Genomic DNA, 26,640 nt, shown 5'->3' with positions numbered 1-26,640 from the left:
GGACGATATGAACATCTTCAAGACATTGGCAGCCGGCACGGCGCTCGCCGTCGCCTTCATCGCCGCCCCGGCGGCGGCGCAGGACGGGACGCGCATCGCGCTGGTCGTGAAATCGCTGGGCAACGGCTTCTTCGAGGCGGCCCATCGCGGCGCGCAGGAGGCGGCCGAGGAACTGGGCGATGTCGAGATCATCTATACCGGCCCCACCGCGCCGACCGCCGAGGGCCAGATCGAGATCATCACCTCGCTGATCGCGCAGAATGTCGACGCCATCGCCGTGTCGGCGAACGATCCCGACGCGCTGGTGCCGATCCTCCAGCGCGCGATGGATCGCGGCATCACCGTCATCTCCTGGGATTCCGGCGTCGCGCCCGAAGGCAGGCAGGTCCATCTCAACCCGTCCTCGAATGAGCTGATCGGCCGGATGTGCCTGCAGCTCGCGGCCGACCATATGGAGAACGGGGAAGGCAACTTCGCCATCCTCTCGGCCACCTCAACGGCGACCAACCAGAATATCTGGATCGAGGAGATGCAGAGCCAGCTTGCCGACTTCCCGGGGCTCAACCTCGTCGACATCGTCTATGGCGACGATCTGGCGGACAAGAGCTACCGCGAGGCCCAGGGGCTGATGACGAACTATCCAGACCTGGACGTCATCGTCGCGCCCACGACCGTCGGCATCCTCGCCGCCTCCCAGGCGGTGGCCGACGCCGACCGGATCGGCGAGGTCTATGTGACCGGTCTCGGCCTGCCGTCGGAGATGGCGGGCGCGATCGATTCCGGCGCGACCAAGTCGTTCGCCATCTGGAACCCGATCGACCTCGGCTACTCCGCCACGATGATCGCCTACAATCTGGCCGCCGGGAATGCGACGGGCGAACCGGGGTCGGAGATCGACATGGGACGGATGGGCATGCTCACCGTCGGCGAGAACGGGGAGGCCGCGATGGCCGAACCCTTCGTCTACGACGCGTCGAACGTCCACGAATTCGCGTCGATCTTCTGATCCGATGGAACGGGGAGGGCCGGACCTGTCAGGCCCTCCCCCGCCCGCTGACATGCAGACCATGCCGAATCCTTCCCAGACGCCGGACCGGCGGCCCTTGCTCGCCATGCGCGGCATCTCCAAGACGTTCCCCGGCGTCAAGGCGCTGGACGAGGTCGATATCGACCTCGCGCCGGGCGAGGTGACCGCGCTGATCGGCGAGAACGGGGCCGGGAAGTCCACGCTGGTCAAGATCCTGACCGGAATCTACCGGCCGGACGGAGGCGAGGTGCTGATCGACGGCAGGCCGGTCGATCTGCGCACGGCGGAGGCCGCGGTCGCCCACGGCATCACCGCCATCCATCAGGAAACGGTGCTGTTCGACGAATTGTCGGTGGCGGAGAACATCTTCATCGGCCACGCGCCCCGCACCCGGTTTGGGTTCGTCGACGTCAAGGCGATGCACGAGCGCGCCGCCTGTCTCCTCGCTTCCATCGGCGCCGATCTCGATCCAAGGGCGCGGCTGAAGGATCTGGCGATCGCCCAGCGCCATCTTGTCGCCATCGCCCGCGCGCTGTCGGTGGACGCGCGCATCGTCATCATGGACGAACCGACGGCCGCCCTGTCCCACCGGGAAGTCGAGGATCTGTTCGGGATCATCGAAACGCTGAAGGGGGAGGGGCGCGCCATCCTCTTCATCAGCCACAAGTTCGACGAGGTCTTCCGCATCGCCGATCGCTACGCCGTCTTCCGCGACGGCAAGGCCGTGGGCGCCGGGCGCATGGATGACATCGGCCATGACGAGATCGTGCGCCTGATGGTCGGCCGCGTGGTCGAGCAGGTGTTTCCCAAGACCGAGGTCGCCATAGGCGCGCCGGTCCTTTCGGTCGAAGGCTATTCCCATCCGACCGAGTTCCGCGACATCGGCTTCACCTTGCGGCGGGGGGAGATCCTGGGCCTCTACGGGCTGGTCGGCGCCGGACGGTCGGAATTCTGTCAGTCGCTCTTCGGCATCACCCGGCCGGGCGGCGGCCGGATCCTGCTGGAGGGGAAAGAGATATCCATCCGCTCCCCCGCCGATGCGATCCGCGCCGGTATCGTCTACGTGCCGGAGGAACGGGGCCGCCACGGCGCGATCCTGCAATTGCCGATCTTCCAGAACATCTCGCTGCCGTCGCTCGGCCGCACCACGCGGTTGGGCTTCCTCAGGCTGGCCGAGGAATTCTCCCTCTCTCGGAAATACGCCGAACGGCTGGACCTCCGGGCCGCGGCCCTGTCGCAGTCGATGGGCACGCTGTCCGGCGGCAACCAGCAGAAGGTGGTCATCGGCAAATGGCTGGCGACGCGGCCGAAGGTCATCATCCTGGATGAGCCGACCAAGGGGATCGACATCGGATCGAAGGCCGCCGTCCACGCCTTCATGGGCGAACTGGCCAGGGAAGGGCTCAGCGTCATCATGGTTTCGTCGGAACTGCCGGAAATCCTCGGCATGGCCGACCGGGTGCTGGTCATGCGCGAAGGGCTGGTCGTCGGCGGTTACGACCGGGCGGATCTGGATGCGGAGACGCTGGTCCGCGCCGCCACCGGCAACGAACGGGAAGCGGCATGACGCGTTTCCTGCGCACAAGGGAGGTGCTGCTGGCGCTGGCGGTCATCCTCCTGATCGGCCTCGTCTCCCTACGCTCGCCTTCCTTCGCCACGCCGGGCAGCCTGGTCAACGTCTTCAACAACACCTCGATCCTCATCATTCTGGCCCTCGGCCAGATGGCGGTGATCCTGACCCGCTGCATCGACCTTTCCGTCGCCGCCAACCTCGCCTTCACGGGCATGGCGGTGGCGATGCTGAATGCGGGATATCCCGGCCTTCCGCTCGCCCTGCTGGTCCTGCTTTCCATCGGGATCGGCGCGGTCCTGGGCGCGTTCAACGGCGTGCTGGTGTGGAAGCTGGATATCCCGCCCATCGTCGTCACGCTGGGCACGCTCACCATCTATCGCGGGCTCGCCTTCGTGCTGTCCGGCGGGCGCTGGGTCAACGCGCACGAGCTGACGGGCCCCTTCCTCCAGTTTCCGCGCCACGAGGTGCTGGGCGTCCCCGTCATGTCGTGTATCGCGCTCCTCATCATCGCCCTGCTGACCGTGCTGCTGACCCGCACCGTGCTGGGCCGCGCCTTCCATGCGGCCGGCGGCAACCCGACCGCCGCGATCTATGCCGGCATCGATGTCGGGCGGACCCGCTTCCTCGCCTTCGTCCTCTCCGGCGCGCTGGCCGGCTTCTGCGGCTATCTCTGGGTCGCCCGCTTCGCCGTCGCCTATGTCGATATTGCCGGCGGGTTCGAACTGGATGTCGTGGCCGCCTGCGTCATCGGCGGCATCTCGATCGCCGGAGGGATCGGGACGGCCGGAGGCGCGGTGCTGGGGGCTCTCTTCCTCGGCGTCATCGCCAACGCGCTGCCGGTCATCGACGTTTCGCCCTTCTGGCAGATGGCGATCTCCGGCGGTGTCATCATCACCGCCGTGGCGCTGAACGCCCGGCAGGAACGGCGCGGCGGAAGGCTCATCCTGCGCCAGGAACGGGCCGCGTCATGACCGATCTCGCCCGACGCCATATCCCCGACCGGCTCGGCACGCCGCTCGCCCGCACGCTGGCAAGCTGGGAAGTCCTGCTGCTGGGCGTGGCCGTGGCGGTCTTCGTCGCCAACTCCTTTGCCACGCCCTACTTCCTGAATGTCTGGAACCTCTCGGACGCCACCTTCAACTTCACGGAGAAGGCGATCGTCGCATTCGCGATGGCGCTGCTGGTGATCTCCGGCGAGATCGACCTTTCCGTGGCGGCCATCATGGCGCTGGCCTCGACCGCGATGGGCGCGGCCGCCCAGTTCGGCGTCGGCGCGCCGGGGCTGATCCTCATCGGCCTCTCCGTCGGCCTCCTCTGCGGGGCGTTCAACGGCTTCCTGGTGACCAGGCTGGGCCTGCCCTCCATCGTCGTCACCATCGGGACGATGAGCCTCTTTCGCGGAATCTCCTATGTCGTGCTGGGCGATCAGGCCTATGGCGACTACCCGCCGGCCTTCGCCTGGCTGGGGCAGGGCTATGTCTGGTGGGTGATCTCGTTCGAGTTCTTCCTGTTCGCCCTGCTGGCCATCGCCTTCGCGATCCTGCTCCACGCTACCTCCTTCGGCCGGAAGATCTATGTCGTCGGCAACAACCCGCTGGCCGCCCGCTTCTCCGGCGTGCCCGTGGAACGCGTGAAGTTCATCCTCTTCCTCCTGACCGGGGCGATGAGCGGCCTCGCCTCCATTCTGCTGACCGCGCGGCTCGGCTCCACGCGGCCATCGATCGCCTTCGGCTGGGAGCTGGAGATCGTGACCATGGTCGTTCTCGGCGGGGTCAGCATCCTCGGCGGATCGGGCAGCATCGGCGGCGTCGTGCTCGCCGCGTTCGTCATGGGGCTGGTGACGTTCGGGCTCGGCCTCCTCAACGTGCCCGGCATCGTCATGTCGATCTTCATCGGCGCCCTGCTGATCGGCGTCATCGCCCTGCCGACCCTCGTCCGCCGCCTGAAAAGGAAGCCGGCATGAGCGGGATGGAGAAATACGCTTTCAGGATGAAGCTGCGTCCGGGCCAGGAGGATGAATACCGCCGCCGGCACGACGCGATCTGGCCGGAACTCTCGTCGCTGCTGAGGGACGCCGGGATATCGGATTACTCGATCCATTGGGACCCGGAAACCAATCTCCTGTTCGGCGTCCTGTGGCGATCGCGCGACCATGGCATGGACGCGCTGCCCAGCCATCCGGTGATGAGGCGCTGGTGGGCGCATATGGCCGATATCATGGAGACGAACCCCGACAATTCGCCGGTCCAGTCGCCGCTGGTCACGCTCTTTCACATGGAATGAGCGCCATCCGATGAGCGGACAGGCGCATATCGCGGTGATCGATGTCGGCAAGACCAACGCCAAGCTGACGGCGGTCGACCGCGCGACGGGCGCCGAGACGGCGATGCGGACGATGCCCAACGATGTCCGCCGGGCAGGTCCCTATCCGCATTTCGATGTCGAAGCCTTGTTCGCCTTTTTCATGGACGGGCTGGCGGATTTCGCCGCCGATCGGGGGTTCGATGCGATATCCATCACCGCCCACGGGGCCAGCGCCGCGCTGCTTGGCGATGACGGCCTCGCCCTGCCGGTGCTGGACTACGAACATGACGGGCCGGACGCGCTGGCCGACGAATATGACCGGCTCCGCCCACCGTTCGTTGAGACGCGCTCGCCCCGCCTTCCTCTCGGGCTCAATGTCGGGGCACAGCTGTTCTATCAGCAGCGGCGCTTCCCGGACGCATTCTCGCGGGTCCGCCGCATCGTCACCTACCCGCAATATTGGGGCTGGCGGCTGACCGGCATCGCGGCGACGGAGGTGACGTCGCTGGGATGCCACACCGATCTCTGGAATCCCGCCGCGGGAACCTTCTCGACGCTGGTCGACCGGTTGGGCGTCCGGCCGCTGATGGCGCCGGTGCGGTCGGCCTTCGACGTGCTCGGCCCCGTGAAATCGGGTCTGGCCCGGCCTGTCCCCGTCCATACCGGCCTGCATGATTCCAACGCGTCGCTGCTGCCGCACCTGATGGCGCGGCCCTCGCCCTTCGCCGTGGTGTCGACCGGAACCTGGATCATCCTCTTCGGTGTCGGCGGCGATCCTTCCCGGCTCGATCCGGCGCGCGATACGCTCGCCAATGTCGATGCCCATGGCCGTCCGGTTCCATCCGCCCGCTTCATGGGCGGGCGGGAGTTCGACCTGCTGACGGAGGGGCGGCCGGAAACGCCGGATGCCGGAACGGTGGCCCGGATCGTGGAGAACGACATCATGGCGCTGCCGTCCTTCGTCGGACCGTGCGGTCCCTTCCCCGGTGGGCGTGGCCACTGGACGGTCGACCCGGCGACCCTCTCGGCCGCCGAGCGGACGGCGGTCGCCTCGCTCTATACGGCGTTGATGACTTCCGAATGCCTTGAACTGGCCGCGCCGTCCGGCCCTGTCGTCATCGAAGGGCCGTTCGCCCGCAACGCGCTCTTCGCCGCCGCGCTGAAGGCCGTGACGGGGCGACCCGTGGAAAGCGCCAGCGGCTCGACGGGCACCAGCGCCGGCGCCGCGCTCCTGGCCGGCGGTCTGCCGGCGGCGCAGCCCGCCGTCGCGGCGACGGAAGACATCCTGCCGGCCGGGTTCGCGGAGTATGCGAGGCGCTGGAGAATCCTTGCCGGCTGACGTTGCGGTTCTCTCACCGCTTCGGCTGGCGGTGAAGGTCGGCGGCGGCAAGGTGGGCGGGCAGGGAATCGTCGCCCGCGGCTTCCGCGAGCGCCACGGCCTCCGCGCCATAGTTGAACCAGAACACCTCCTCCTCGGTCTCCCGGCGGCGCAGCCCGTCGGGCAGCGTTAGCGCGGGAAGGCCGGCTTCTTCGGCGAAGCCGCGCAGCAGGCGGGCCATCGCCATGCCGTCGGGCCAGCCGCAGAGATAGATAAGGTTGCGCTGCCGTCTGACCGAGGCGGCGGCGTCGGCGGTTCGTTCGACGATCGGTGCCGCGCCCTCCGTGATCTCGCGCCATATATGGAAGGCGCCGCCTCCTTCGAGCGGCATGGCTGCGTCCGGACGCAGTGTCTCGACATAGGCGACCCTGACGTCGAGGCCGTCGATGGCCGGTCCCAGGGTGGGCAGGATGGCGAAGTTTTCGGTCCTTGATCCGGTGCGCGGCCCCAGCACGACGAGCCCGTCATGGGCGGCGATGGCCTTCCGCAAGGGCGGGCTGAAGGTCAGCAGGCCGGGGGCCAGCGTCAGCGCGTAGCCGGCGAGATCATCCGTGCCGGGCGGCAGGATATCGACATTGAGGCCGGCCCGCCGCAGGCCGCGATAGGTTTCGAAGACGAGCCGGAAATAGTCGAAACCGCGTCCCTGCGGCTGCGCGGCCCACGCCCAGGCGGACTGATAGTCGAAGACGAGGCCGACCTTCGCCCTGGCGGCCTCGGCGACCTCCGCGCCGTTGCCGAATTCCCTCGCGACGCGCGCGACCTCCTCCAGCGCCGGGGCGTCCGCACTGTCCGGCCGCAAGAGGCCCGCATGCATCTGCTCCTGCGCCATCGGAGCCTGACGCCAGCGGAAATAGCAGACGGCCTCCGCGCCATGGGCGAAAGCCTCCCAACTCCACAGCCGCACCATGCCGGGCAGCGGGGCGGGGTTGTAGGGCGCCCAGTTGACCGGGCCCGGCTGCTGTTCCATCACCCACCAGCGGCCGCGGCCGACCGCGCGGTAGAGGTCGTGATGGAAGGCCTGGAAGTCGGGGTCTCCCTGGCGGAGGAAGGCGCGCTTCCATTCGTCGCCCTCGTCGACACGGTCCTCCAGGAAGCCGAGCGGATAGGAATCCCAGCTCGCGATGTCGAGGTCCGCGCCGACGCGGTAATGATCGAACTCCACGACCTTGCCCATGTAGTTGTGGGCGATCGGCGCGTCGGAATAGGCGCGGATGATGTCGACCTGGCGCCTGTTGAACGCGACCACCTGATCGGAGCTGTAGCGGGAGAAGTCCAGCCGGTGGCTAGGATTGGCTTCGGTCACCGTCAGGTTCGGCAGGTCGATCTCCTCGAAGCTCCCATATTCCATCGACCAGAAGACGTTGCCCCAGGCCGCGTTGAGGGCTTCGACCGATCCGTATCTCTCCCCAAGCCAGCGGCGGAAGCCGGTGCGGGCGGCGGGGCTGTAGGAAAGGGTTGTGTCGTGGCAGCCATATTCATTGTCGGTCTGCCAGGCGGCGAGGTGGGGGTGGCGGCCATAGCGTTCGGCGATAAGCCGGGTGATGCGCGCCGCCTCGTCGCGATAGCCCGTATGGGAGAAGCAGTAGTGGCGGCGCGATCCGAACCCGCGCGGACGCCCCTCACGGTCCACCGGAAGCATGTCGGGATGTTTGGTCAGCATCCAGCGCGGCGGGGTCGCCGTCGGCGTACCGAGCACGATCCTGAGACCGGCCACGCCGAGCGTCTCGATTGCCCGGTCCAGCCAGTCGAAGCGGAGGTCGCCCGGCTTCGGCTCCAGCCGGGACCAGGCGAATTCGCCGATGCGGACATAGGTCAGCCCGGTCTCGCGTATGCGCCGGGCATCGTCGGCCCATTGCTCCTCCGGCCAGTGTTCCGGGTAGTAGCATACGCCCAGGCTGCGGCGGATCATGCTGCTTCGCCTTCAATCACGAACATGGTGGCTGGGAAGCCGACGGGCAGAGACACGCCGTGGTTCATCAGGAAGGCGCCGGAGGCCCGGACGGTCCTTCCCTCGCGGAGCGCGTTGGGGCCGCGGCCCATCGCCGGGATATCCTCCGGATTGACGAGGCGCAGCGCGTAGCTCCTGTCCGGTTCAAGGCCGGTCAGGCGCAGGGGGCGGGGCAGGGATTGGGTGGTCGTTGTCGACTGGCCGGCGAAGAGGACGAAGCGGCCGCCATCGTCGGCGATCGTCATCTCCGCAGTCATCGCGGGATCGGCGCTGTCGAGGCGATGGAGCCTGCCGGACATGGTCCAGCGCCTATTGTCCTTCCACCAGCCGGTCACCTTCTTCAGCGTCGCCCGCTCGGCATCGGTCAGTTCGCGCGGGTCCATCTCGAAGCCGAGGTGCCGCTGCGCGGCCACCCAGGCCCGGAAGCCCATGGGCAGGACCCTGCCGGAGGTATGGCATTGGCGCGGGCCGACATGGGATCCGGTGATCTCCGGCGGCAGGAAGAGCGCCGCCTCGTGCTGGATCCTCAGCCGCTCCAGCGCGTCGTTGGAATCCGACAGCCAGACGCGATGTGTGCGGGACAATATCCCGAAATCGATCCGCCCGCCGCCCGATGCGCAGCTTTCGAATTCGACGTCGGGATGGGCGTCGCGCAGCCGGTCGAGAAGCGCGTAGATCCCTTCCGCCTGCCGCGTGTCCGGCAGCGGCAGGATCCGGTTGTGGTCCCATTTCACATAGTCGATCGCGTTTTCGGCCAGCAGGGCGGAGATGCGGGTGAAAAGATGGTCGCGGACATCAGGGCGGGCGATGTCCAGGACGTATTGGCAGCGGCCTGGGATCTGGTCGTCGGGTCCCAGAACCCAATCCGGATGGGTGCGATAAAGGTCGCTGTCCCGGCTCACCATCTCCGGCTCCATCCAGAGGCCGAAACTCATGTCGAGCGACGCCACATGGTCGATCAGGGGCGTCAGCCCGCCCGGCCATTTCGCCCTGTCGACCTCCCAGTCGCCGAGGCTCGTCCTGTCGTTATCGCGGCCCTTGAACCAGCCATCGTCGAGGACGAAGCGCTCCGCCCCGATATCGGCGGCGAGGCCGGCGATCTCCTTCAACTCATCGAGCGAGTGGCGGAAATAGACGGCCTCCCAGCAATTGTAATGGACCGGGCGCGGGCGCTTCGGGTCGGGGAAGCTGACGATGATCCGCCGCGCATGGCGGTGGAAGGCGTCGGCGACGCCGTTGAAGCCTTCCGTGGAGAAGGTGGCGTAGAGCGGCGCGGTCCTGGCGCTGCGGCGATGGCCGAACTGGATTTGGCGCCTTCCGTCGGGCAACTCCTCAGCGATCATCCGGTGACCGCCGGAGAAGCCGTAATGCCATGCCTGGACATGGCCGCTGGTGTTGCTGGTCCCCGCTTCATGCGTCAGCAGGGCGGGGAAATGCGCATGGTCGCTGCGGCCGGTCGGATTGTCGCGCAGCCGCGCGCCCTGCTTCCAGGGAAGCCTCTGGGACTGGAACTCCCCGCACCAGCGCCCGCCGAAATCGATTGTCTCGACGGCGGCCTGCGATGCGGGAAGGATCGGGGCGGAGAGCCAGAGGATTCGATGGTCGTCCGGAACCGCGAACTCGGCCGTCATTTCCAGCATGTCGGCTTCGGGATGGATGGTCAGTTCGGCCCGCCAGACGAAGCCGCCGGTGGGGTCCGAACAGTCGAAGCGGAGCCGGTCGTTCGTCGCCTCGACATCGCGCAGCTCCAGCTTCGGATAGGCGGGGCCCTCCGGCCCCTCGATCTCGAAGCCGGGGATGCCGGGGAAGCTGTTGCGCGCTTCCGGGCAGAGCGAGAGCGGCGGCAGTCGGTCCAGCATGCCACGGGCGATGTCCATCCGGGACGCCGCGACGAGGTCGTCCGCATCCTCCCCGGCGGGCAGCGGCGGTCCCCAATAGATCGCTTCGGGGACGCCGCCTTCCGGCGAGGCGAGCAGCAGGGTGAACGCCGGGCAGTCCAGACGCCAAGTCTGCATTATTTCACTGCTCCGAGCGTCAGGCCGGCGATGAAGTGGCGCTGCATCAGGAAGAACATCAGAACCGGCGGCAGCGCCGCGACGATGGAGCCGGCCGTGACCAGATGCCAGGCGGCCACCCATTGGCCGTTCAGCGAGTAGATGCCCGCCGTCACCGGCTGGGTCGTGTCGCTCTGGGCCAGCACGGTCGCCCAGAAATAGTCGTTCCAGATGAAGGTGAATATGAGGACCGACAGCGCCGCGATCGCCGGGCGCATCAGCGGCAGCACGATATGCCAGAAAATTTTGATCTCGGTCACCCCCTCGACCCGCGCCGCTTCGATCAGCTCGTAGGGCAGCGCCTTGATGAAGTTGCGCATGAACAGCGTGCAGAATCCCGTCTGGAAGGCGATGTGGAACAGGATCAGCCCAAGCGCGGTGTCATAGAGGCCGAGCTGCAGCGTCAGGTCCCGCACCGGCACCATCAGGATCTGGAACGGCACGAAATTGCCGGCCACGAATATGAAGAAGACGGTGAGATTGAGGCGGAAACCATAGACGGCCAGCGCGAAGCCGGTCATGCAGGACAGCGCCAGGGTGCCGATGACGGTGGGGATCGTGACCTTGAAGGAGTTCAGTATGTACTGCCCGATGGGCGACTCCTGAAAGATCGTCACATAGTTCTCGAAGGCGAAGTAGGACGGCACGCCGAAATAGTTGCCCGAGGCGAGATCGCTGGCCGGTCGCACCGAGGTGATGGCGACGCCGATCAGCGGCAGCAGCCACAGGATCAAGGCTGCGGGCAGGGCGATCTGATAGCCGATGCGGATCGCGGGGGAGGCTTTCTCGACCGGTTTGGGGAACATCGCTCAGGCCCCCCGCTCGTTGCGCAGCATCCGCCAGATGAAGCCGGTGATGAAGACCATCATGATGGCGAACAGGACGACGGCGATCGCCGCGCCATAGCCCATCCGGAAACCGTATTCGGAGAGCGCCTGCTCATACATGTAATAGGAAAGCACGCGGCTGGACCCGAACGGCCCGCCATCGGTCATGATGGAGACGAGGTCGAAGGAGCGGAGCGCGCCGATGACGGTGACGACGATTGCGATGAAGGTGGCCGGCCGCAATTGCGGCAGGATCACGTACCAGAGCATCCGCCATCCCTTGGCCCCGTCGATCCGCGCCGCCTCGACCTGGTCGGCCGCGACGTTGTTCAGGCCGGTGAGATAAAGGATCATGCAGTAGGCGATCTGGGGCCAGAGGCCGGCGGCGATGATGCCGAAGGTCACGTAGTCGGGCTCGGCCAGCACCGCCACGCCCTCGCCGGTCAGCCATTCGAAGAACAGGAAAAGCGGCCCGAATCCCGGCGCGTAGAACCAGGAGAAGATCAGCCCGACGACGACCTGGCTGATGACGAAGGGAAAGAAGAACAACGACTTATAGAGCCTTATCCCCGTCACCGTCTGGTTGAGGAACAGCGCGATGAACAGGCCGGCGGGCACCGCCAGCATGTAGAGGACCAGCCAGAGCACGTTGTTGTAGAGCGAGGTATAAAACGCCGGGTCGCTGCTCAGTTCCACATAATTGCCGATGCCGATCCAGCGCGCCTCGCCCAGCCCGTCCCAGTCCAGGAAGCTGATCCAGATGGATTCGAAGATCGGGGCGACGACGTAGACGGCGAACATGAAGGCGCCGGGCGCCAGGAACAGCCATGGTGCAAGCCGGCGCTGGTTGCGCGCCCAGAACGTCGCTGATGGTCTCGCCGGCGGCCTTCCGGTCGTCGCCGTCACGCCATGCCCTTCATGGAAATCTCCTTTTCGCCCGTGACGGCAACAGGAAGACGGCATGGTAGGGAGCGGGCGGTGTGGCCGTCCGCTCCCTCGCCGCCTACTCCTCGGCGGCGTAGATGCGCTGGCGCTGCTGCTCGAGCCGCTCCAGGATCTGGTCCAGCATCTCGGGCTGCACCAGGAACTGCTGGAAGCCCTCCATGCCCGCCTTGGCCATCTCGGCGCGGGTGTCGCGATCGTAGAACTGGGCCAGATCTTCGGTGTTGGACAGCATCTCGAAGCCGGCGGCCAGGAACTTGTCTTCCGGCACATCGGACTGGTTGTTGATCGGAAGCTGGCCGAGCGTGGCGTTCATCTGCGACTGCACGTCCGGACGGGCAAGGAAGGCGAGAAAGGTCTTGGCGTCCTCCTTGTTGTCGGCATTGGCCGGGATGTGCATCGTGTCGGTCGGCGCGTCCTCGGCCATGCCGACCTCCTCATTGATGACCGGGAACTGCACGAATTCGATCTGTTCCGGCGTCAGCCCGCCCTCAAGCATGGGCGCGACGGCGAAATTGCCCATCAGCATGATCGGCGCCTCGCCATTCACGAAGTTCGGGATGGTCTGCTGCCAATCGACGGCGGCATGGTTCTCCATGAAGCATTCCGCGTCGAGCATCCGCTGCCAGTTTTCGAAGGTGGCGCGCACGCGCTCGTCGGTGAACGGAATCTCCCCGGAGGTGAGCTGCATGTGGAAATCGTAGCCGTTGGTTCGCAGGTTCAGATAGTCGAACCACCCGGCAACCGGCCACAGCGCCTTCGATCCCAGCGCGATCGGCGTCAGGCCGGCCGCGCGCAGCGTTTCGCAGGCGCCGATGAGGTCGTCGAAGGTCGCGATCTCTTCGATTCCGTGTTCGGCCAGCACGTCGGAGCGGGTATATAGGCCCCATTGGTAGTAGGTATAGGGCACGCCCCATTTGTGGCCGTTCATGGTCATGGCCGACGCTGCGGAGGCAAGCTGCTCCTCCAGATTGTTTTCCTCCCAGACATCGTCGACCGGCTCGAACAGCCCGGCCTCGACATACGGCCTCATGCGGTTGCCGGCGTACCAGTTCGCCAGGTCCGGCGCCTCCGCCGTCAGGAAGTTGCGGATCTGCGTCTTGTAGCCTTCATGGTCGAACGTGTTCACGACGACGTCGATTTCCGGATATTCGGCCTCGAACGCCGCGACGAGTTCCTCGAACGCCTGCTTGGGCGCCGGGTCCGACGCGTCGGTGTTGATCGTCAGCGTGCGCTGCTCCTGCGCCGCCGCCGGACCGGCGAGAATCACCGCCGAGGTCGCTGCCAGGATCAGGGTCCTTACGGATAGTGCCATGTTGATTCCTCCCCAGACTAGTTGATTGATTGGGCGGATGACATCTGCCGGAAGCATAACCGGCGGAGTGGCGCCCCGCCACATGGCGGCCGCAAGCGCCGAGAGTGGAGTGCCGCTCCAAAGGTTGCGCAAACTTTGCCGAATCTACGATTTCTTTCGATCGACTGTCAAAGAAAGAAGCCGGCTCCCGACAGCTTCGTTGCCAGCAACCATTCCAACAATGCGTACGTTCCAGTCCGCAGCGACCGGAACCGTAGATGCCGATCCGACCCTATGCAGTCCTCGAAGCACCTTCCACGTTGGGTCTGGCGACTGACGGCGTGGAGGGCTTGCCCGATCGACTTCTTGAGCTGCGCCTGGCGGATCGCATCCTTGCACGCCGCGCCGGGCGGTTGGCGACGCCGCCGAAAGATCGGACGCCAGACTCCGAAACCCGGATCCTGAACGCAAAGGCCATCGCGGCGTGGTCGCCCAAGCTCGCTGACGCCGTAGAGGAAGTGTTGAACGCAGGCGAATTCCCGGTGGTGCTGGGCGGCGACTGCACGATCGTGCTGGGCTCCATGCTCGCGTTGCGGCGGCGCGGCCGCTATGGCCTGTTTTTCATCGACGGCAACGCCGACTTCTTCCAGCCCGACGCGGAGCCCAACGGCGAGGGGGCGTCGATGGACCTGGCCTTCGTCACCGGGCACGGGCCGGCCCTGCTGACCGACCTCGAGGGCCGCTATCCGCTGGTCCGGGCCGGAGATGCAGTCGCGTTCGCCTTTCGCGATCACGAGGATCAGGCCGAATTCGGCAGCCAGCCATTGCCCCCGGAACTTCGCGCCTACGACCTCGACAATGTGCGCAGCATGGGCGTGGAAAGCGCCGCCCGTGCGGCGGTCGACCATTTGACGCGACCGGAACTGGATGGCTTCTTCATCCATCTCGACGTCGATTGCCTCGACGATTCAATCATGCCGGCGGTCGATTTCCGTATGCCGGGCGGTCTGTCGTGGGATGAATTGCGGAATGCGCTCCGGATCGCCTTGGCGAGCGGAAGGGCGGTCGGCCTGGAGGTCACCATCTACAATCCGCAGCTTGACGAGGACGGCAGCGCCGGTCGCGGCCTGGCCGACATGCTGGCCGAATCCCTGGGAACGGCTGCGCCATGGTGTCGCGAGCCCATAGGATTCGGCCACTAGCGCCCCGCCATTCCATCGCGGCAGGCGGGGCGCCCGTCAGTGCGCCGCCCGCGTCGGGCGGATGACGATCTCGTTCACGTCGACATCCTCGGGCTGTTCGATCGCGTAGCGGACGGCCCGCCCGATGGCGTCGGGCTGCAGCGCGACGGCCCGGTATGTCTTCATCGCCTCGGCCGCGGACTCGTCCGTGATGGTGTCGGCAAGCTCGCTCTCCACCACGCCCGGATGAATGCACGTCACCCGCAGGTGATCGTTCTCCTGCCGGAGACCGTCGGAGATCGCCCGCACGGCGTATTTCGTCGCACAGTAGACGGCGGCCGTGGGAGAGACGGTCAGCGCGTCCACCGAAGCGATGTTGATGACGTGCCCGGAGCCCTGCGCGAGCATTCCGGGAAGCACGGCCGCGATCCCGTGCAGTACGCCCTTGACGTTTACATCCACCATCCGGTCCCATTCGTCGACCTTCAGGGACGCCATGGGCGAAAGCGGCATGATTCCGGCGTTGTTCACGATGACGTCGACCCGACCCCATTCCGCCTGGGCCGCCTCGGCGAACGCCGAGACATCGGTCCGGTTTGTGACGTCCAGGCGGCGGGTCAGCACAGCACCGCCCTCAGCCGCGATCTCCCCGGCCAGCGCCTCGAGCCGGTCCGTACGGCGCGCGCCCAGCATGAGCTTGGCGCCGCCGGCGGCAAGTTCCCGAGCAATGCCGGCGCCGATGCCGCTGGAGGCGCCGGTAACAAGAACAACCTTGTCGATGGTCATTTCTATCGTCCCTTTGATGATGTGAGGCGTTCAGAGGCTTCCGAACGCTAAACACCTAAGATCGGCGTTTGATCACAACGATTTGCCGATTGATGCATGCGGTGGTAAGCAGCACTAACCAATGGCTGTCGATCTGAATACCATCGAGCTGTTCGTCGCCGTCGCCGAGGCGAAAAGCTTCCGGGCGGCGGCCGACCGGCTGGGCGTGACCCGCTCGGCGGTCAGCCAGGGAATGCGTCGCCTCGAGAACCGGCTGGGGATCGCGCTCGTCAACCGCACGACGCGCAGCGTCAGCCTGACCGAAGCCGGACAACAATTCTATGCCGGCGTCCGACCGGCCATGATCGAACTGAATGCGGCGGTGGCGGCGACCGGCGATTTCGCAGGCCCGCCGAGCGGGCTCCTGCGCCTCGCCGTCTCCTCCATCGCCGAGCGCTTCATTTCGGGAGAGTTGCTGGCCTCGTTCATCGACGCCCATCCGGCCGTCGAACTCGACATCACCATCACCGATGAGGAGTTCGACATTGTCGCGGAGCGGTACGATGCCGGGGTGCGTCTGGGCGAGGTGATCGAGCAGGACATGATCGCGATTCCGGTATCCGGAGATCAGCGGCAGCTAGCCGTCGCCGCGCCAAGCTATATCGAGCGCCATGGTGCGCCCGCGCATCCGCGGGATCTGATCGGCCATCGATGTATCGGCTGGCGGCCGGCTCCGGGCGTCGTCCCCTATCGCTGGGAATTCGAGGAGGACGGCCGGGCATTCGACGTCGCGGTGAACCCGCAGGTGGCGACGAACGACATGTGGCTGATGATCCGCATCGCCTGCTCAGGCGGAGGCGTCACCTTCGGAATGGAAGAGACGTTCCGGCCCTATATTGAGCGCGGCGAGCTGGCGCCGTTGCTGGAGGATTACCTGCCGCCGTTCCCCGGCTTCTTCCTGTATTTCCCGGACCGCCGGAACCTTGCGCCGAAGCTGCGCGCGCTCATCGACCATGTGAGGAAGCATCGCTGACGGGCATCAAGCTTCCCAGGCTGAGCGGGGAAGACGGGTCCCGGCGGCGGTGAGGCGGAGGGCGCAGGGCCAGAGGCGGGAGGCCCGGACGAGGACGGCGCGGCCCCGGCCGGTGCGGCCGGCGGCATAGAGCAGGGAGGCCAGGCGGATCCGGCCGCCGATGTCGCGGCGGACCCGGCGATGGAATTCCAGGGCAGGGCGGCCCGCGAGATGGGTTTCGGCGGCGAGGCGCGCGCTGTGGAGCGCGATGGCCATGCCGTCGCCGGCGAAGGGCTGGATGACGCCGACCTGGTCGCCGAGCCGGAACAGGCCCGGCGGGTCCGCCGCGCCGGGGCGGTGGACGAAGCCGTAAGGCGACCGCGCGATCGACAGCGGCTTCTCCAGCAGGGCGACCGCGCCCTCCAGCCGCCGGTCGAGATGCGGACATTCCCGGCGCAGGCCGGCGAGGAAATCCTCCCACCGCCCGCCGGCGCGCGCGAACCGATCCCGCCGGACCAGCAGGCAGAGATTGGCGGCCCCCGCCTCCACCATCTGCAACCCCGCATAGCCGTCTTCGTAGAGGACGATCTCGACATGGCCCTCCAGCGCCGTTCGCTGAGCAGGACAGAGGGCGAAATGCATCTTGAAGCCGATCAACCCATCGGGTTCGTGGCCCGGCGCGCGCCGGACGCCGCGCAGTTCATGTTTTCCGGTGGCGAGGAAGAGGGTGTCGGCGTCGATCCGTCCGAGCCCCGCCGTCTCAATGGCAAGGCCGCCGCCGGTTGGGGTGACGCCCCGTACAGCCGTGCCCCGCATCACGGTCGCGCCCAGTTGCGCGGCCTTGCGCAGCAGGGCTTCGTCCATCGCCCGGCGGGAAAGGCCGAAACCACGGAAGGGCAGGCGGGAGCGGGCGGCATCGCGGCCATGGATCAGCCGGACGGCGTCGACCGGCGACGCGCCCAGCCGCGCGATGTCGATGCCGAGGGCGGCGAGCCCCGCCCGGGCTTCGACACTGACGAACTCGCCGCAGATCTTGTGTTGGGGGCCGGCGTCGCGTTCGATCAGAAGGACGGGCCTCCCGGCCCTCGCCAGCAGACAGGCAGCGGCCGCGCCGGCCGGGCCGCCGCCGACGATGATTGTTCGCCCTGTCACTTGAGCCGCCCCACGCAGAGGCGGAAGGGCATGTGCCAGCCGATCTCCACCGCCGACCGGTCGAGGTCCGCCGCCTCCAGGAACCGCAGCCAGTCCGCACGCCGGAAGCCGCGGGCGATCGACACCGGGCCGTCATGCCGGACGAAGCGGTGCCAGCCGGCGATCCGCGCCATCAGCCGGAAGCCGTGGAACGGGATGGCATGGCGGTGGAGGTCGTTGACGAACCAGCCGCGGACCGCGGCGCGCTCCATCCAGCGCAGGAACCGCACCACCGCCTCGTCCGACAGATGATGGGTGAAGAGGGAACTGACGACGAAATCGAAGCGCCGGCCCGGGTCGAACGCGAAGATGTCGGCGGTGTGATAGGCGATGTCCAACCCGGACGGCGTCGCCTCCCGCGCCGCGACGGCGCTCAACGGGTTGAGGTCAACGCCCACCGCCTCGATCGTGACGCCCCGCCGCCGGCCCCAGCTTTGCGTCCGCCGAAGGAAGTCGCCGCGCCCTGACCCGACATCCAGCAGGCTGACCGTTTCCGCGCCGCTGTCGCCGATCGCGCGGTCGAGCCAGGCCAGCGTCGGCCGGCGGGCGAGCGTCAGCGTGTTGACGGTTTCGAGGTCTCTGAGACAGGCGCGAAGGTCCTTCGGACGGACATCCTCGCCCTCCATCAGTTCAGCCTCCACGCTCCGCCGCTCGAAACTCCTCCGCATCGGATAATCCCGTTCACGCTCGCCAATCATGGGAACGGCGTCGGAGAAGGCGGGTTCCGGAGGCTGGCCCGTCGGCGGGCGGTTCGTGTATTCAGGTCGCCGGCGAAAGAATCGATGGAAGCGACCCTTGCCCGAACAGCATATCGAGACTCTTGACTGCGTGGTCGCGGGGGCGGGCGTCGTCGGGCTGGCGATCGCGCGCAGACTGGCGCTCGCCGGACGCGAGGTGGTGATCCTGGAAGCTGCCGGCGCGTTCGGGGAGGGCACCTCCTCCCGCAATTCCGAGGTCATTCATGCCGGCATCTACTATGCCGCCGGAAGCCTGATGGCCCGGCTGTGCGTCCCCGGGCGCGACGCCCTCTACGCCTATTGCGCGGAGCGGGGGGTGGAGGCCAGGGCCTGCGGCAAGCTGATCGTGGCGACCAGCGAGGAGGAGGCAGCAAAGCTGCCCGCCATCATGGAACGCGCCGCCGCCAACGGCGTGACCGACCTGCGGGCGCTCACCGCCGAAGAGGCGCGGGCGATGGAGCCGGCGCTTGCCACCCATGGGGCTCTTTTATCCCCATCTACGGGAATCATCGACAGCCATGCCTATATGCTGTCGCTCTTGGGCGATGCGGAGAATGCGGGCGCGGTCCTGGCGCTGAACAGCCCGGTGCTGGGCGGCCGCGCGTCGGAGGAGGGGATCGTGCTGGATGTCGGCGGCGACGATCCCATGACCGTCCGCTGCCGACTCTTCGTCAATTCGGCCGGGCTCCACGCGCCGGCGCTCGCCCGCAGGATCGAGGGTCTACCCGGCGATACGATCCCGACCGCCCGCTACGCCAAGGGCAGCTATTTCTCGCTGGCCGGAAAGGCCCCCTTCTCCCGGCTGATCTATCCCGTGCCGGTGCCGGGCGGGCTCGGCGTTCATCTGACGCTGGACATGGCCGGGCAGGCGCGCTTCGGCCCTGACGTGGAGTGGGTCGACGAGCCCGGCTACGATGTCGATCCGGCGCGGGCGGAGAAATTCTACGGCGCGGTCCGGCGCTACTGGCCGGATTTGAAGGACGGCGCGCTGGCCCCGGCCTATGCCGGCATACGGCCGAAGATCGTGCCGCCGGAGATTGCGACCCAGGATTTCATGATCCAGGGGCCGCAGGTCCATGGCGTGCCCGGCCTCGTCAACCTCTTCGGCATCGAATCGCCCGGCCTGACCGCCTCACTGGCGATCGCCGATCACGTTATGGAAGTCGCGGCGTAGAGTCCCGCTTCTGGGCGGCGATGCGGAAGGGGGCGTTGGGCGCGCCATAGCCGCCATAGAAGCTGCCGCGCTGTACGATCTCGAAGAAGAAGCCGTCGCCATAGGTGCGGCTGTAGAGCTGGAAATAGTCGCCCCGCTCGTCGCGGTCGTAGAGGATGTTCTCCACCCGCAGCCGGTCCGTCAGGCCGGGGTCGAGCCCGAAACGGGCCTCCAGATCGTCGTAATAGTTGGGGGAGATGGGCAGCGGAGAGAAGCCGTTACCGCGCAGCGCGGCGGCGGCGGCGAAGATGTCGTCGCAGGCGAGCGCGATGTGCTGAACGCTGGAGCCGAAGCTTTCCGCTATGAAGCGGCCGGCCAGTGTCCGGCGGTTCTCCGCGCCGTTCAGCGTGAGGCGCAGCGCGGTACCGTTATCACCGTCGCTCTCGATCACCTGGCTGCGCACCAGCCCGCCGGGATCGACCACGTCGACCATCGGCAGCTTCCGCGTGCGGAAGATCGAGGTGTAGAAGAGCAGCCAGGTCAGCATCTCTTCATAATTCATGGTCTGGGCGATATGGTCGACGCTCAGCAGCCCGGCGTCTCGCGGCCCGGAGTCACTTCCGCCGGTGACGGGCTCGAACTCGACCTCCCAGACGCGGGCAAGGTCGCTTCGATCGTCGAGGAAATAGATCACGCCGCCGCCGACGCCCCGGATCGCCGGGATGGCCAACTCGCCCGGCCCCCGGCGCTGCTCGAACGGTTCGGCACCCAGCGCGCGGGCGCGGGCCACGGTCGCCGCCGCGCCCTCGACCTTCAGCCCGATGGCGTAGGCGTTGGCGCCGTGGACCAGGTAGGAGGAATGGGCCAGCCCCTCCTTCTCCGTATTGACGACGATGTTGACGCCGCCCTGACGGTACAGCGCGACCTCCTTGTTCCGGTGCCGCCCGGCCAGCCGGAAGCCCATGGTCCGCAGCAGGCCGGTCAGCTCCTCCGCTTCCTCCTCGTCGGCGGTGAACTCCACGAACTCGACGCCCGTGACGGCGATCCGGTCGGGCATTGCCGGCAGGTCGATCGCCAATTGGGGCTCCGCGCGGGCGACCTGGTCCATCAGGTAGACCAGCGACCGCTTGCCGTCGACGGAGATCGATTTGGGCGAGCCGCCGCGGAACTGGTCGTTGAATATCTCCAGCGACAGCGGGCCGGCATAGCCGGTGGCGGCGACGGCGCGCATGAAATCGACAACGGGCAGATCGCCCTCGCCCGGCATGTTGCGGAAATGGCGGCTCCAATAGAGCAGGTCCATATCGATCAGCGGCGCGTCGGCAAGCTGGACGATGAAGATGCGATCGCCGGGGATGGAACGGATCGATTCGACGTCGATCTTGCGCGCCAGCGTATGGAAGGAATCGAGGATCAGGCCGACATTGGGATGGTCCGCCCGGCGCACGATCTCCCACGCGTCGCGATGGTCGCTGACATGGCGGCCCCAGGCCAGCGCCTCATAGCCGACCCTCAGCCCGCGCTCCGCCGCCAGCGCGCCCAGCTCCCTCAGATCGTCGGCCGCGCGGTCGATGCCGCCGAGCGCCACCGGCGAGACGTTGGAGCAGATGAGCATCAAATCGGTGCCCAACTCCCCCATCAGGTCGAACTTGCGCCGTGCCCTGTCGAAGGCGCGGCTGCGCTGTGGTTCGGGCATGCCTTCGAAATCGCGGAAGGGCTGGAACATGGTGATCTCCAGCCCGCAATCGCGCACCATGGCCCCGACCTCGGCCGGCGTGCCGTCGAAGGCCAGGAAGTCGGTCTCGAAGATCTCCACCCCGTCGAATCCGGCAGCCGCGATGGCGGAAAGCTTCTCCCGAAGGTCGCCGCTGATCGAAACGGTGGCGATGGAGGTCTTCATGGCGGGCCTTCCGCCTCGGCTATCTCCGCCATCGCCCGGACGGCGGCGACATAGCCGCGCGGACCCAGCCCGGCGATCACCGCTGTCGCGACCGGCGACACCAGAGAGTGGTGATAGATCTCCTCCCGGCGATGGATGTTGGAGATGTGCAGCTCGATGATCGGGCCGGGGAACATCTTCAGCGCGTCGAGGATGGCGATCGAGGTGAAGGTGAAGGCGGCGGGATTGATGATGATCCCCGACCCTTCGTCGATGGCTTCGTGAATCCAGCCGATGATCTCATGTTCGGCGTTGGACTGGCGGAATTCGACCGGCCGGTTGCCCGCCGCTTCCCGGCACATCGCCTCTACCTCCGCCAGGGTGGTGCGGCCGTAGATCTCCGGTTCGCGCGTGCCCAGACGGTTCAAATTGGGGCCGTTCAGGATATAGAGCGGTTTCGCCATCTTGCCGGTCCTTACCCCTGATAGCCGAAGAGCCGGGGCAGGAAGAGCACCAGCCCGGGGACGAAGGTGATGAGCGCGAGCGACGCGATCATGGCGAACAGGAAGGGCAGGATGTCCCGCACGATGTCGCGCAACGGCACCTTGGCGATGTTCGTCATGATGAACAGCAGAAGCCCGTAGGGGGGCGTGACCAGCCCCAGCATGATGTTGACCACCACCACGACGCCGAAATGAACAAGGTCGACGCCCAGCGCCTGGGCCGTCGGCACCAGTACGGGGATGATGATCAGCAGGATCGTCGTTCCTTCCAGCAGGCAGCCGAGAAGCAGGAGGACGACGTTTACGAGGATCAGGAAGGCGAGCGGCGAAAGCTCATGCGCCTGAAGGTAGGCGGCAAGCGCGTCGGGAATGTTCTCGATCGTGACGACGTAGTTGAACACCAGCGCCCCGGCGATCAGCATCCCGATGGAGGCGGTGGTGCGCGCGCTGGACAGGAGCGACCGGTAGGTGCTCTTGAGCGTCACCGTGCGGTAGAGCAGGGCGGAGATCAGGTAGGCGTAGGCCGCGGCGACCGCCGCCGCTTCGGTCGGAGTCATAACGCCGCTATAGATGCCGCCCAGGAGGACGACCGGCATCATCAGCGCCGGAAAGGCGCGGATGGTGATACCGGGCAGTTCGCGCACCGGCACCGGCGCCTCGACCGGGAAGTTCCGCTTTTTGGCGATAACGGCGATGATCGCCATTTGCGACAGGCCCATCAGCAGGCCGGGGACGACCCCGCCCAGGAACAGATATCCGATCGACGCGTCGGAGACGAGCGCGTAGACGACCATCGGGATCGAGGGCGGGATGATCGGCCCGATGACCGACGAGGCGGCGGTCAGCGCGGCGGCGAAGCTGGGCGTGTACTTGCCGTCCTGGGTCATCATCTTCTGCATCATCTTGCCGGTGCCCGCCGCGTCGGCGATGGCCGATCCGGACATGCCGGCGAAGATGATGCTCTGGATGACGTTCACCTGGGCCAGCCCGCCCCGGAACCGTCCCACCATCGCGTCGCAGAAGCGAAGCAGGCGCTCCGTCATGCTGCCGGTGTTCATGATCTCCGCCGACAGGATGAACAGCGGCACGGCGAGCAGGATGTAGCTCGTATACATGCCGTTCAGAAGCTGTTCGGCCGCCGTGCCCATGTCGAGCCCGGCGAGGAAGAGATAGAGGATCGATCCGCCGATCATCGCGTGCCCGATGGGCAGGCCGAAAAGGCTGAGGGTGACGATGGCGAGGATGGCGAGCGAGAACGGGCTGGTGAGATTCATACGCCGGAGCTTGTCTTCGTCGGGTCGAATTCTTCTTCCATGGCGGACCCGCCGAGGGCGCGCCGGAGGATCCAGCCATAGCGGACGATCACAGCGACCGCGAACAGCACGTAGATCGAGTAGAGCAGGTCGAACCGGATGTTCAGATAGGAGGATTCCTGGACCTTCATGAAGGTCACATAATCGACCACGGCGGGCAGGGAGAGGAGGTAGAGCGCCAGGAGCGCCACGGCGGAGATGATGGTCATCACCCGCCGCGTGCCCTTCCCGACCATCCAGTAGAGCAGGTCGAACCGGATTTCCTCGGATTCCTTCAGCACGAAGCCCGCGCCCCAGAGCACCAGCCACAACCACATGATGAGGGTCAGTTCCGACGTCCAGCCGATCGGGAAGTTCAGCAGGTAGCGGAAGGCGATCTGTATGATGAAGGCTAGGAACATGACGGCGAGCATCAGCGCGATGACGTTCTCCGCGCGCCGTCTCAGCCATCCTCCAGCCCTTCGAAGGCCCTCGACCGTCATCCGCGCTACCTCCCCACTATCGCGACACCGACCGCCGGCGGGCAGCGCCGCCGGCGGCCGACTTCCATCTTCCTTGTGTTCCGATGCTGACGGATGGTTCCCATCCGTCGGCTGAATCGGAACACCAACTTACTGAATCTAGTGCGATTCAGCTTTCAACGCTTGGTTCCCAAGCGTTGAAATCATCGCACTAGAGCGCGTTGATCCGGTCGAGCATTCCTTCCGGCCAGTTCTCCGCCAGGTCGGAGTTCAGATACATCTCCTGGGCGTATTCGCGGAAGGCGTCGACGTCGGGCTTGTAGATCTCAAGCCCCTGCTCCTCGAAGAAGGCGGCCAGTTCCTCCTCCCGCTTCAGATGCTCCGCCGTGCTCCAGTCCATCGCCTTGTCGGCGGCGGCCTGGAAGGATTCCTGCACCTCCGGCGACATCTCGTTCCAGACGTCCGACGAGACGACCAGCAAATCGTAGCCGACCAGATGGGAGGTCAGCACGATCTGCGACATCACCTCGTAGAACTTCATGTTCTCGACATTCGGCAGGGGGTTGTCCTGCCCGTCGATCGCGCCGGTCTGGAGCCCGGTATAGACTTCGGCATAGGCCATCGGCGTCGGGTTGGCGCCCAGCGCGCGGCCCAGGAACTGCCAGGCGTCGCCGCCGGGCATGCGCAGCTTGATGCCTTCCATGTCGGCCGGCGTCTCGATCCTGATTTCCGGCTTCAGGCCGACCTGGCGGGTGCCGAAATAGGTCGGCCCCAGGATGTGGACGCCAAGCTGGTCCTCGACCATCTGCTTCATCTCGGCGCCCACGTCGCTGTTGAAGAAGGTCTTCAGATGCTCGGCGTCGCGGAACAGGTAGGCGGAAGTCAGGATCGACCATTCGGGGATCTGGGTGGCGATGTCCTGCGGGGCGACGTTGCCCATCTCCAGATTGCCGCGCTGGAGCGCGACCAGTTCGGTGCCCTGCCGGAAGAGGGTACCGCCGTAGTAGCCTTCGAAGGTGAAATTGTCGGCGATCTCCTCGGCGAACATCTCCATCATGTCCGCCCTGATGTCCTGTTCGGAGAACACGGCGGAGAACCGCAGCGTCGGCTTCTCCTCCTGGGCCATGGCGGGCGCGAAGGACGCCGCCAGCAGCAGCGCGCCGCCGGCAAGAACGGTGCGGCGTGTAGTCGATATCGTCATGGAAATCCTCCCCTTGAATGTGGATTGCGGGCGCTTCTCGGGCGCGTCATTGTCAGGGATTCATCGCACCGGCGGACTCATATTTCAATACGCAAAACTCGTTTTGTAGGATATTTTGAAATTTGTCAGTTTATCATTCCGAGAATTACGGTGGATCGGCGCGTCGCGCTCCGGCCCTTGCAAGTTGCGGCGGGCTGCGGCACCTATCTCCGACATTCCTGAAATGAACGGAAGAAGCCGCACGTGCTCGCAATGGACGGAGTTCCCGAGACCATCGGAGAGAACGCCTATCGCCGGATACGGAACGATATCGTCTTCGGCCGCGCCAAGCCCGGCCAGAAGCTCAGGCTCGACCGTCTGAAGGACGAGTACCAGGCGAGCATCAGCACGCTGCGGGAGATACTGAACCGCCTCACCTCCGAAGGTCTTGTCTCCGCCGAGGGGCAGCGCGGCTTTGAGGTGGCTCCGGTTTCGGTGGCCAATCTGCGCGAACTGGCGGCCCTGCGCCTGCTTCTGGAAAGCCATGCGCTGAACCAGTCCTTCGCCGACGGCGACATGGAATGGGAAGGCCGGGTCGTCGCCGCGCACCACAAGCTGGCAAGCATGGAGCGGCGGATGAAGGCCGGCGACCACAGCGACACCGAACTGTGGAAGCGCTATGACTGGGAATTCCATCAGGCGCTGATCTCCGCCTGCGGGTCGCGGGTCCTGATGGAAACTCATGCGGGCGTGTTCGACAAATATCTCCGCTACCAGATGATCGCGCTGTCCTTCCGCGGCGACATCGCGGCGGAGGAGCACCGGATATTGCTGGAGTCGGCCCTGTCGCGGGACGCCGACACCGCGGCCTCCGTTCTGGAGCGGCACGTCAATGGCGGCGTCGAACATGCGCTGGCGACCGGCACCATTCGGTGAAACGTCGGATCGACATGTGGAATATATGATATAAACCGTTTCACCAGTTGAAGTGAATCCGGCTTTGGGCTATCCGTTTCAAGGGCCGCGCGGACGCGGCCGACCCTGCACGGAATGCTTCCAATGGCCGTTCGACTGGGACTCATCGGCGACAATATCGGGCGGTCGCGGTCGCCGAGGCTGCATCGGCTGGCGGGAGAACTCTGCGGCCTGTCGGTCAGCTACGAACCGCTCGTGCCTCCCGACCTCGATCTCGATTTCGACGCGGTCTTCACCCGCTGCCAGGCGGAAGGCTTCCGCGGCCTGAACATCACCTATCCTTATAAGGAGAAGGTGGTCGCCCGGCTGCGGATCGAGGATACGCGTGTTCGCGCCATCGCGGCCTGCAACACGGTCACCTTCGAGGAAGGCGGTCCGCTCGGCTTCAACACCGATTGCTCGGGCTTCGTCTCGGCCTTCCGTGAGAATTTCCCGGACGCCGCTCCCGGAATCGTCGCCATGGCCGGGGCGGGCGGCGTCGGCAAGGCGGTCGGCTTCGCCCTGGCGTCGCTGGGCGCGGCGGAACTGCGCCTGTTCGACGGCGATTTCGCCAAGGCGGACGCCCTGTCCGTCGTGCTACGGCAAGCCGCCCCGGCGATGCGGGTGACGGTCGCCGGTTCTGTCGGGGAAGCGGTCTCGGACGCGGACGGCGTCGTCAACTGCACGCCGCTGGGCATGGTGGGATATCCCGGCTCCGCGATTCCGAAGCCGCTCCTGGCCGGCCGAAGCTGGGCCTTCGATGCGGTCTATACGCCGGTCGAAACCGAATTCCTCCAGGATGCCCGCAGCAAGGGGCTGGAGGTCATGAGCGGCTACGAGCTGTTCTTCCACCAGGGCGTCGACGCCTTCCGCATCTTTACCGGGTGCGAGGTGGATCAGGCGGCGCTCAAGGCGGCGCTCGACCGCGACCGGGCGCCGGACCGCGCGGCTTCCTGACGGCTCC

24 protein-coding genes are annotated in these 26,640 nt (G+C 66.4%); 11 read left to right on the top strand and 13 right to left on the bottom strand.

The annotated features are described in order from the left end of the window. Positions 1–7: 7 nt before the first annotated feature. The 6 genes from rhaS (at position 8) to AAFN89_RS02570 (ending at position 6,243) form a co-directional block, all read left to right on the top strand. Complete coding sequence (gene rhaS, locus AAFN89_RS02595; protein ID WP_347535599.1) at positions 8–1,006, top strand: rhamnose ABC transporter substrate-binding protein; 999 nt, start codon at positions 8–10, stop codon at positions 1,004–1,006. Between the two features lie 61 nt (positions 1,007–1,067). Beyond that, positions 1,068–2,594 carry a sugar ABC transporter ATP-binding protein gene (locus AAFN89_RS02590; RefSeq protein WP_347535596.1) on the top strand — a complete coding sequence of 509 codons (1,527 nt, stop codon included), beginning with the start codon at positions 1,068–1,070 and terminating at the stop codon, positions 2,592–2,594. Next, a complete protein-coding gene (locus AAFN89_RS02585) occupies positions 2,591–3,571 on the top strand; it encodes an ABC transporter permease (RefSeq protein WP_347535594.1) in 981 nt (326 codons plus the stop codon). Before AAFN89_RS02590 ends, AAFN89_RS02585 begins: the two co-directional genes overlap by 4 nt. Beyond that, complete coding sequence (locus AAFN89_RS02580) at positions 3,568–4,563, top strand: ABC transporter permease (protein ID WP_347535592.1); 996 nt, start codon at positions 3,568–3,570, stop codon at positions 4,561–4,563. Before AAFN89_RS02585 ends, AAFN89_RS02580 begins: the two co-directional genes overlap by 4 nt. 5 nt (positions 4,564–4,568) lie before the next feature. Next, on the top strand, positions 4,569–4,883 hold the full coding sequence (gene rhaM, locus AAFN89_RS02575) for an L-rhamnose mutarotase (protein ID WP_347536348.1): 315 nt from the start codon (positions 4,569–4,571) through the stop codon (positions 4,881–4,883). A 10-nt stretch (positions 4,884–4,893) separates the two neighbouring features. Beyond that, complete coding sequence (locus tag AAFN89_RS02570; protein WP_347535590.1) at positions 4,894–6,243, top strand: FGGY-family carbohydrate kinase; 1,350 nt, start codon at positions 4,894–4,896, stop codon at positions 6,241–6,243. A gap of 13 nt (positions 6,244–6,256) precedes the next feature. Here the strand turns inward: AAFN89_RS02570 and AAFN89_RS02565 are convergent, their stop codons facing one another. The 5 genes from AAFN89_RS02565 to AAFN89_RS02545 form a co-directional block, all read right to left on the bottom strand. Then, complete coding sequence (locus tag AAFN89_RS02565; protein WP_347535588.1) at positions 6,257–8,191, bottom strand: beta-galactosidase; 1,935 nt, start codon at positions 8,189–8,191, stop codon at positions 6,257–6,259. Then, positions 8,188–10,245: an alpha-galactosidase gene (locus tag AAFN89_RS02560; RefSeq protein ID WP_347535586.1), complete on the bottom strand. Its 2,058-nt coding sequence runs from the start codon at positions 10,243–10,245 to the stop codon at positions 8,188–8,190. The genes AAFN89_RS02565 and AAFN89_RS02560 overlap by 4 nt, the downstream gene beginning before the upstream one ends. Beyond that, the gene (locus AAFN89_RS02555) at positions 10,245–11,090 is read right to left on the bottom strand and encodes a carbohydrate ABC transporter permease (protein ID WP_347535584.1); all 846 of its coding nucleotides are present in this window, start codon (positions 11,088–11,090) and stop codon (positions 10,245–10,247) included. The genes AAFN89_RS02560 and AAFN89_RS02555 overlap by 1 nt, the downstream gene beginning before the upstream one ends. Before the next feature lie 3 nt (positions 11,091–11,093). After that, complete coding sequence (locus AAFN89_RS02550; RefSeq protein WP_347535582.1) at positions 11,094–12,017, bottom strand: sugar ABC transporter permease; 924 nt, start codon at positions 12,015–12,017, stop codon at positions 11,094–11,096. A 97-nt stretch (positions 12,018–12,114) separates the two neighbouring features. Further along, positions 12,115–13,368: an extracellular solute-binding protein gene (locus tag AAFN89_RS02545; RefSeq protein WP_347535580.1), complete on the bottom strand. Its 1,254-nt coding sequence runs from the start codon at positions 13,366–13,368 to the stop codon at positions 12,115–12,117. Between the two features lie 257 nt (positions 13,369–13,625). Here AAFN89_RS02545 and AAFN89_RS02540 point away from each other — a divergent pair, with 257 nt between their 5' ends. Beyond that, positions 13,626–14,549, top strand: a complete 924-nt coding sequence (locus tag AAFN89_RS02540) for an arginase family protein (RefSeq protein ID WP_347535578.1) — start codon at positions 13,626–13,628, stop codon at positions 14,547–14,549. Between the two features lie 36 nt (positions 14,550–14,585). Here AAFN89_RS02540 and AAFN89_RS02535 read toward each other — a convergent pair whose 3' ends face one another. After that, positions 14,586–15,314, bottom strand: a complete 729-nt coding sequence (locus tag AAFN89_RS02535) for an SDR family oxidoreductase (protein ID WP_347535576.1) — start codon at positions 15,312–15,314, stop codon at positions 14,586–14,588. Positions 15,315–15,435: 121 nt separating this feature from the next. Between AAFN89_RS02535 and AAFN89_RS02530 the strand changes: the two genes are divergently transcribed. After that, positions 15,436–16,326 carry a LysR family transcriptional regulator gene (locus tag AAFN89_RS02530; protein ID WP_347535575.1) on the top strand — a complete coding sequence of 297 codons (891 nt, stop codon included), beginning with the start codon at positions 15,436–15,438 and terminating at the stop codon, positions 16,324–16,326. Between the two features lie 6 nt (positions 16,327–16,332). Here the strand turns inward: AAFN89_RS02530 and AAFN89_RS02525 are convergent, their stop codons facing one another. Both AAFN89_RS02525 and AAFN89_RS02520 read right to left on the bottom strand, forming a co-directional pair. After that, a complete protein-coding gene (locus tag AAFN89_RS02525) occupies positions 16,333–17,457 on the bottom strand; it encodes an NAD(P)-binding protein (RefSeq protein ID WP_347535573.1) in 1,125 nt (374 codons plus the stop codon). Further along, a complete protein-coding gene (locus tag AAFN89_RS02520) occupies positions 17,454–18,164 on the bottom strand; it encodes a methyltransferase domain-containing protein (RefSeq protein WP_347535571.1) in 711 nt (236 codons plus the stop codon). The genes AAFN89_RS02525 and AAFN89_RS02520 overlap by 4 nt, the downstream gene beginning before the upstream one ends. Positions 18,165–18,306: 142 nt before the next feature. On the opposite strand from AAFN89_RS02520, the gene AAFN89_RS02515 reads away from it, so the two are divergent. Further along, positions 18,307–19,407, top strand: a complete 1,101-nt coding sequence (locus AAFN89_RS02515) for an NAD(P)/FAD-dependent oxidoreductase (protein WP_347536346.1) — start codon at positions 18,307–18,309, stop codon at positions 19,405–19,407. On the opposite strand, the gene AAFN89_RS02510 is transcribed toward AAFN89_RS02515, so the two are convergent. From AAFN89_RS02510 to dctP, 5 genes are all read right to left on the bottom strand, one after another. Then, positions 19,388–21,286: a TIM barrel protein gene (locus AAFN89_RS02510; protein ID WP_347535569.1), complete on the bottom strand. Its 1,899-nt coding sequence runs from the start codon at positions 21,284–21,286 to the stop codon at positions 19,388–19,390. The two genes, AAFN89_RS02515 and AAFN89_RS02510, sit on opposite strands and share 20 nt — an antisense overlap. Continuing rightward, a complete protein-coding gene (locus AAFN89_RS02505; protein ID WP_347535567.1) occupies positions 21,283–21,729 on the bottom strand; it encodes a type II 3-dehydroquinate dehydratase in 447 nt (148 codons plus the stop codon). The genes AAFN89_RS02510 and AAFN89_RS02505 overlap by 4 nt, the downstream gene beginning before the upstream one ends. An 11-nt stretch (positions 21,730–21,740) precedes the next feature. Further along, positions 21,741–23,042, bottom strand: coding sequence for a TRAP transporter large permease (locus AAFN89_RS02500; protein ID WP_347535565.1), 1,302 nt, complete (start codon positions 23,040–23,042; stop codon positions 21,741–21,743). Further along, the gene (locus AAFN89_RS02495) at positions 23,039–23,563 is read right to left on the bottom strand and encodes a TRAP transporter small permease subunit (protein ID WP_347535563.1); all 525 of its coding nucleotides are present in this window, start codon (positions 23,561–23,563) and stop codon (positions 23,039–23,041) included. The genes AAFN89_RS02500 and AAFN89_RS02495 overlap by 4 nt, the downstream gene beginning before the upstream one ends. Positions 23,564–23,753: 190 nt before the next feature. Continuing rightward, positions 23,754–24,743: a TRAP transporter substrate-binding protein DctP gene (dctP, locus tag AAFN89_RS02490; RefSeq protein ID WP_347535561.1), complete on the bottom strand. Its 990-nt coding sequence runs from the start codon at positions 24,741–24,743 to the stop codon at positions 23,754–23,756. A 252-nt stretch (positions 24,744–24,995) separates the two neighbouring features. Here dctP and AAFN89_RS02485 point away from each other — a divergent pair, with 252 nt between their 5' ends. Together AAFN89_RS02485 and AAFN89_RS02480 are read left to right on the top strand one after the other, a co-directional pair. Next, a complete protein-coding gene (locus AAFN89_RS02485) occupies positions 24,996–25,658 on the top strand; it encodes an FCD domain-containing protein (protein ID WP_347535559.1) in 663 nt (220 codons plus the stop codon). A 123-nt stretch (positions 25,659–25,781) separates the two neighbouring features. Beyond that, the gene (locus tag AAFN89_RS02480) at positions 25,782–26,633 is read left to right on the top strand and encodes a shikimate dehydrogenase (protein WP_347535557.1); all 852 of its coding nucleotides are present in this window, start codon (positions 25,782–25,784) and stop codon (positions 26,631–26,633) included. The last annotated feature ends 7 nt before the right edge of the window (positions 26,634–26,640 follow it).

Origin of the sequence: Inquilinus sp. CAU 1745, assembly GCF_039839375.1 — a bacterium.
Taxonomy (GTDB): Bacteria; Pseudomonadota; Alphaproteobacteria; order DSM-16000; family Inquilinaceae; genus JBDOQU01.
This window is presented reverse-complemented; position numbering and strand designations above follow the sequence as displayed.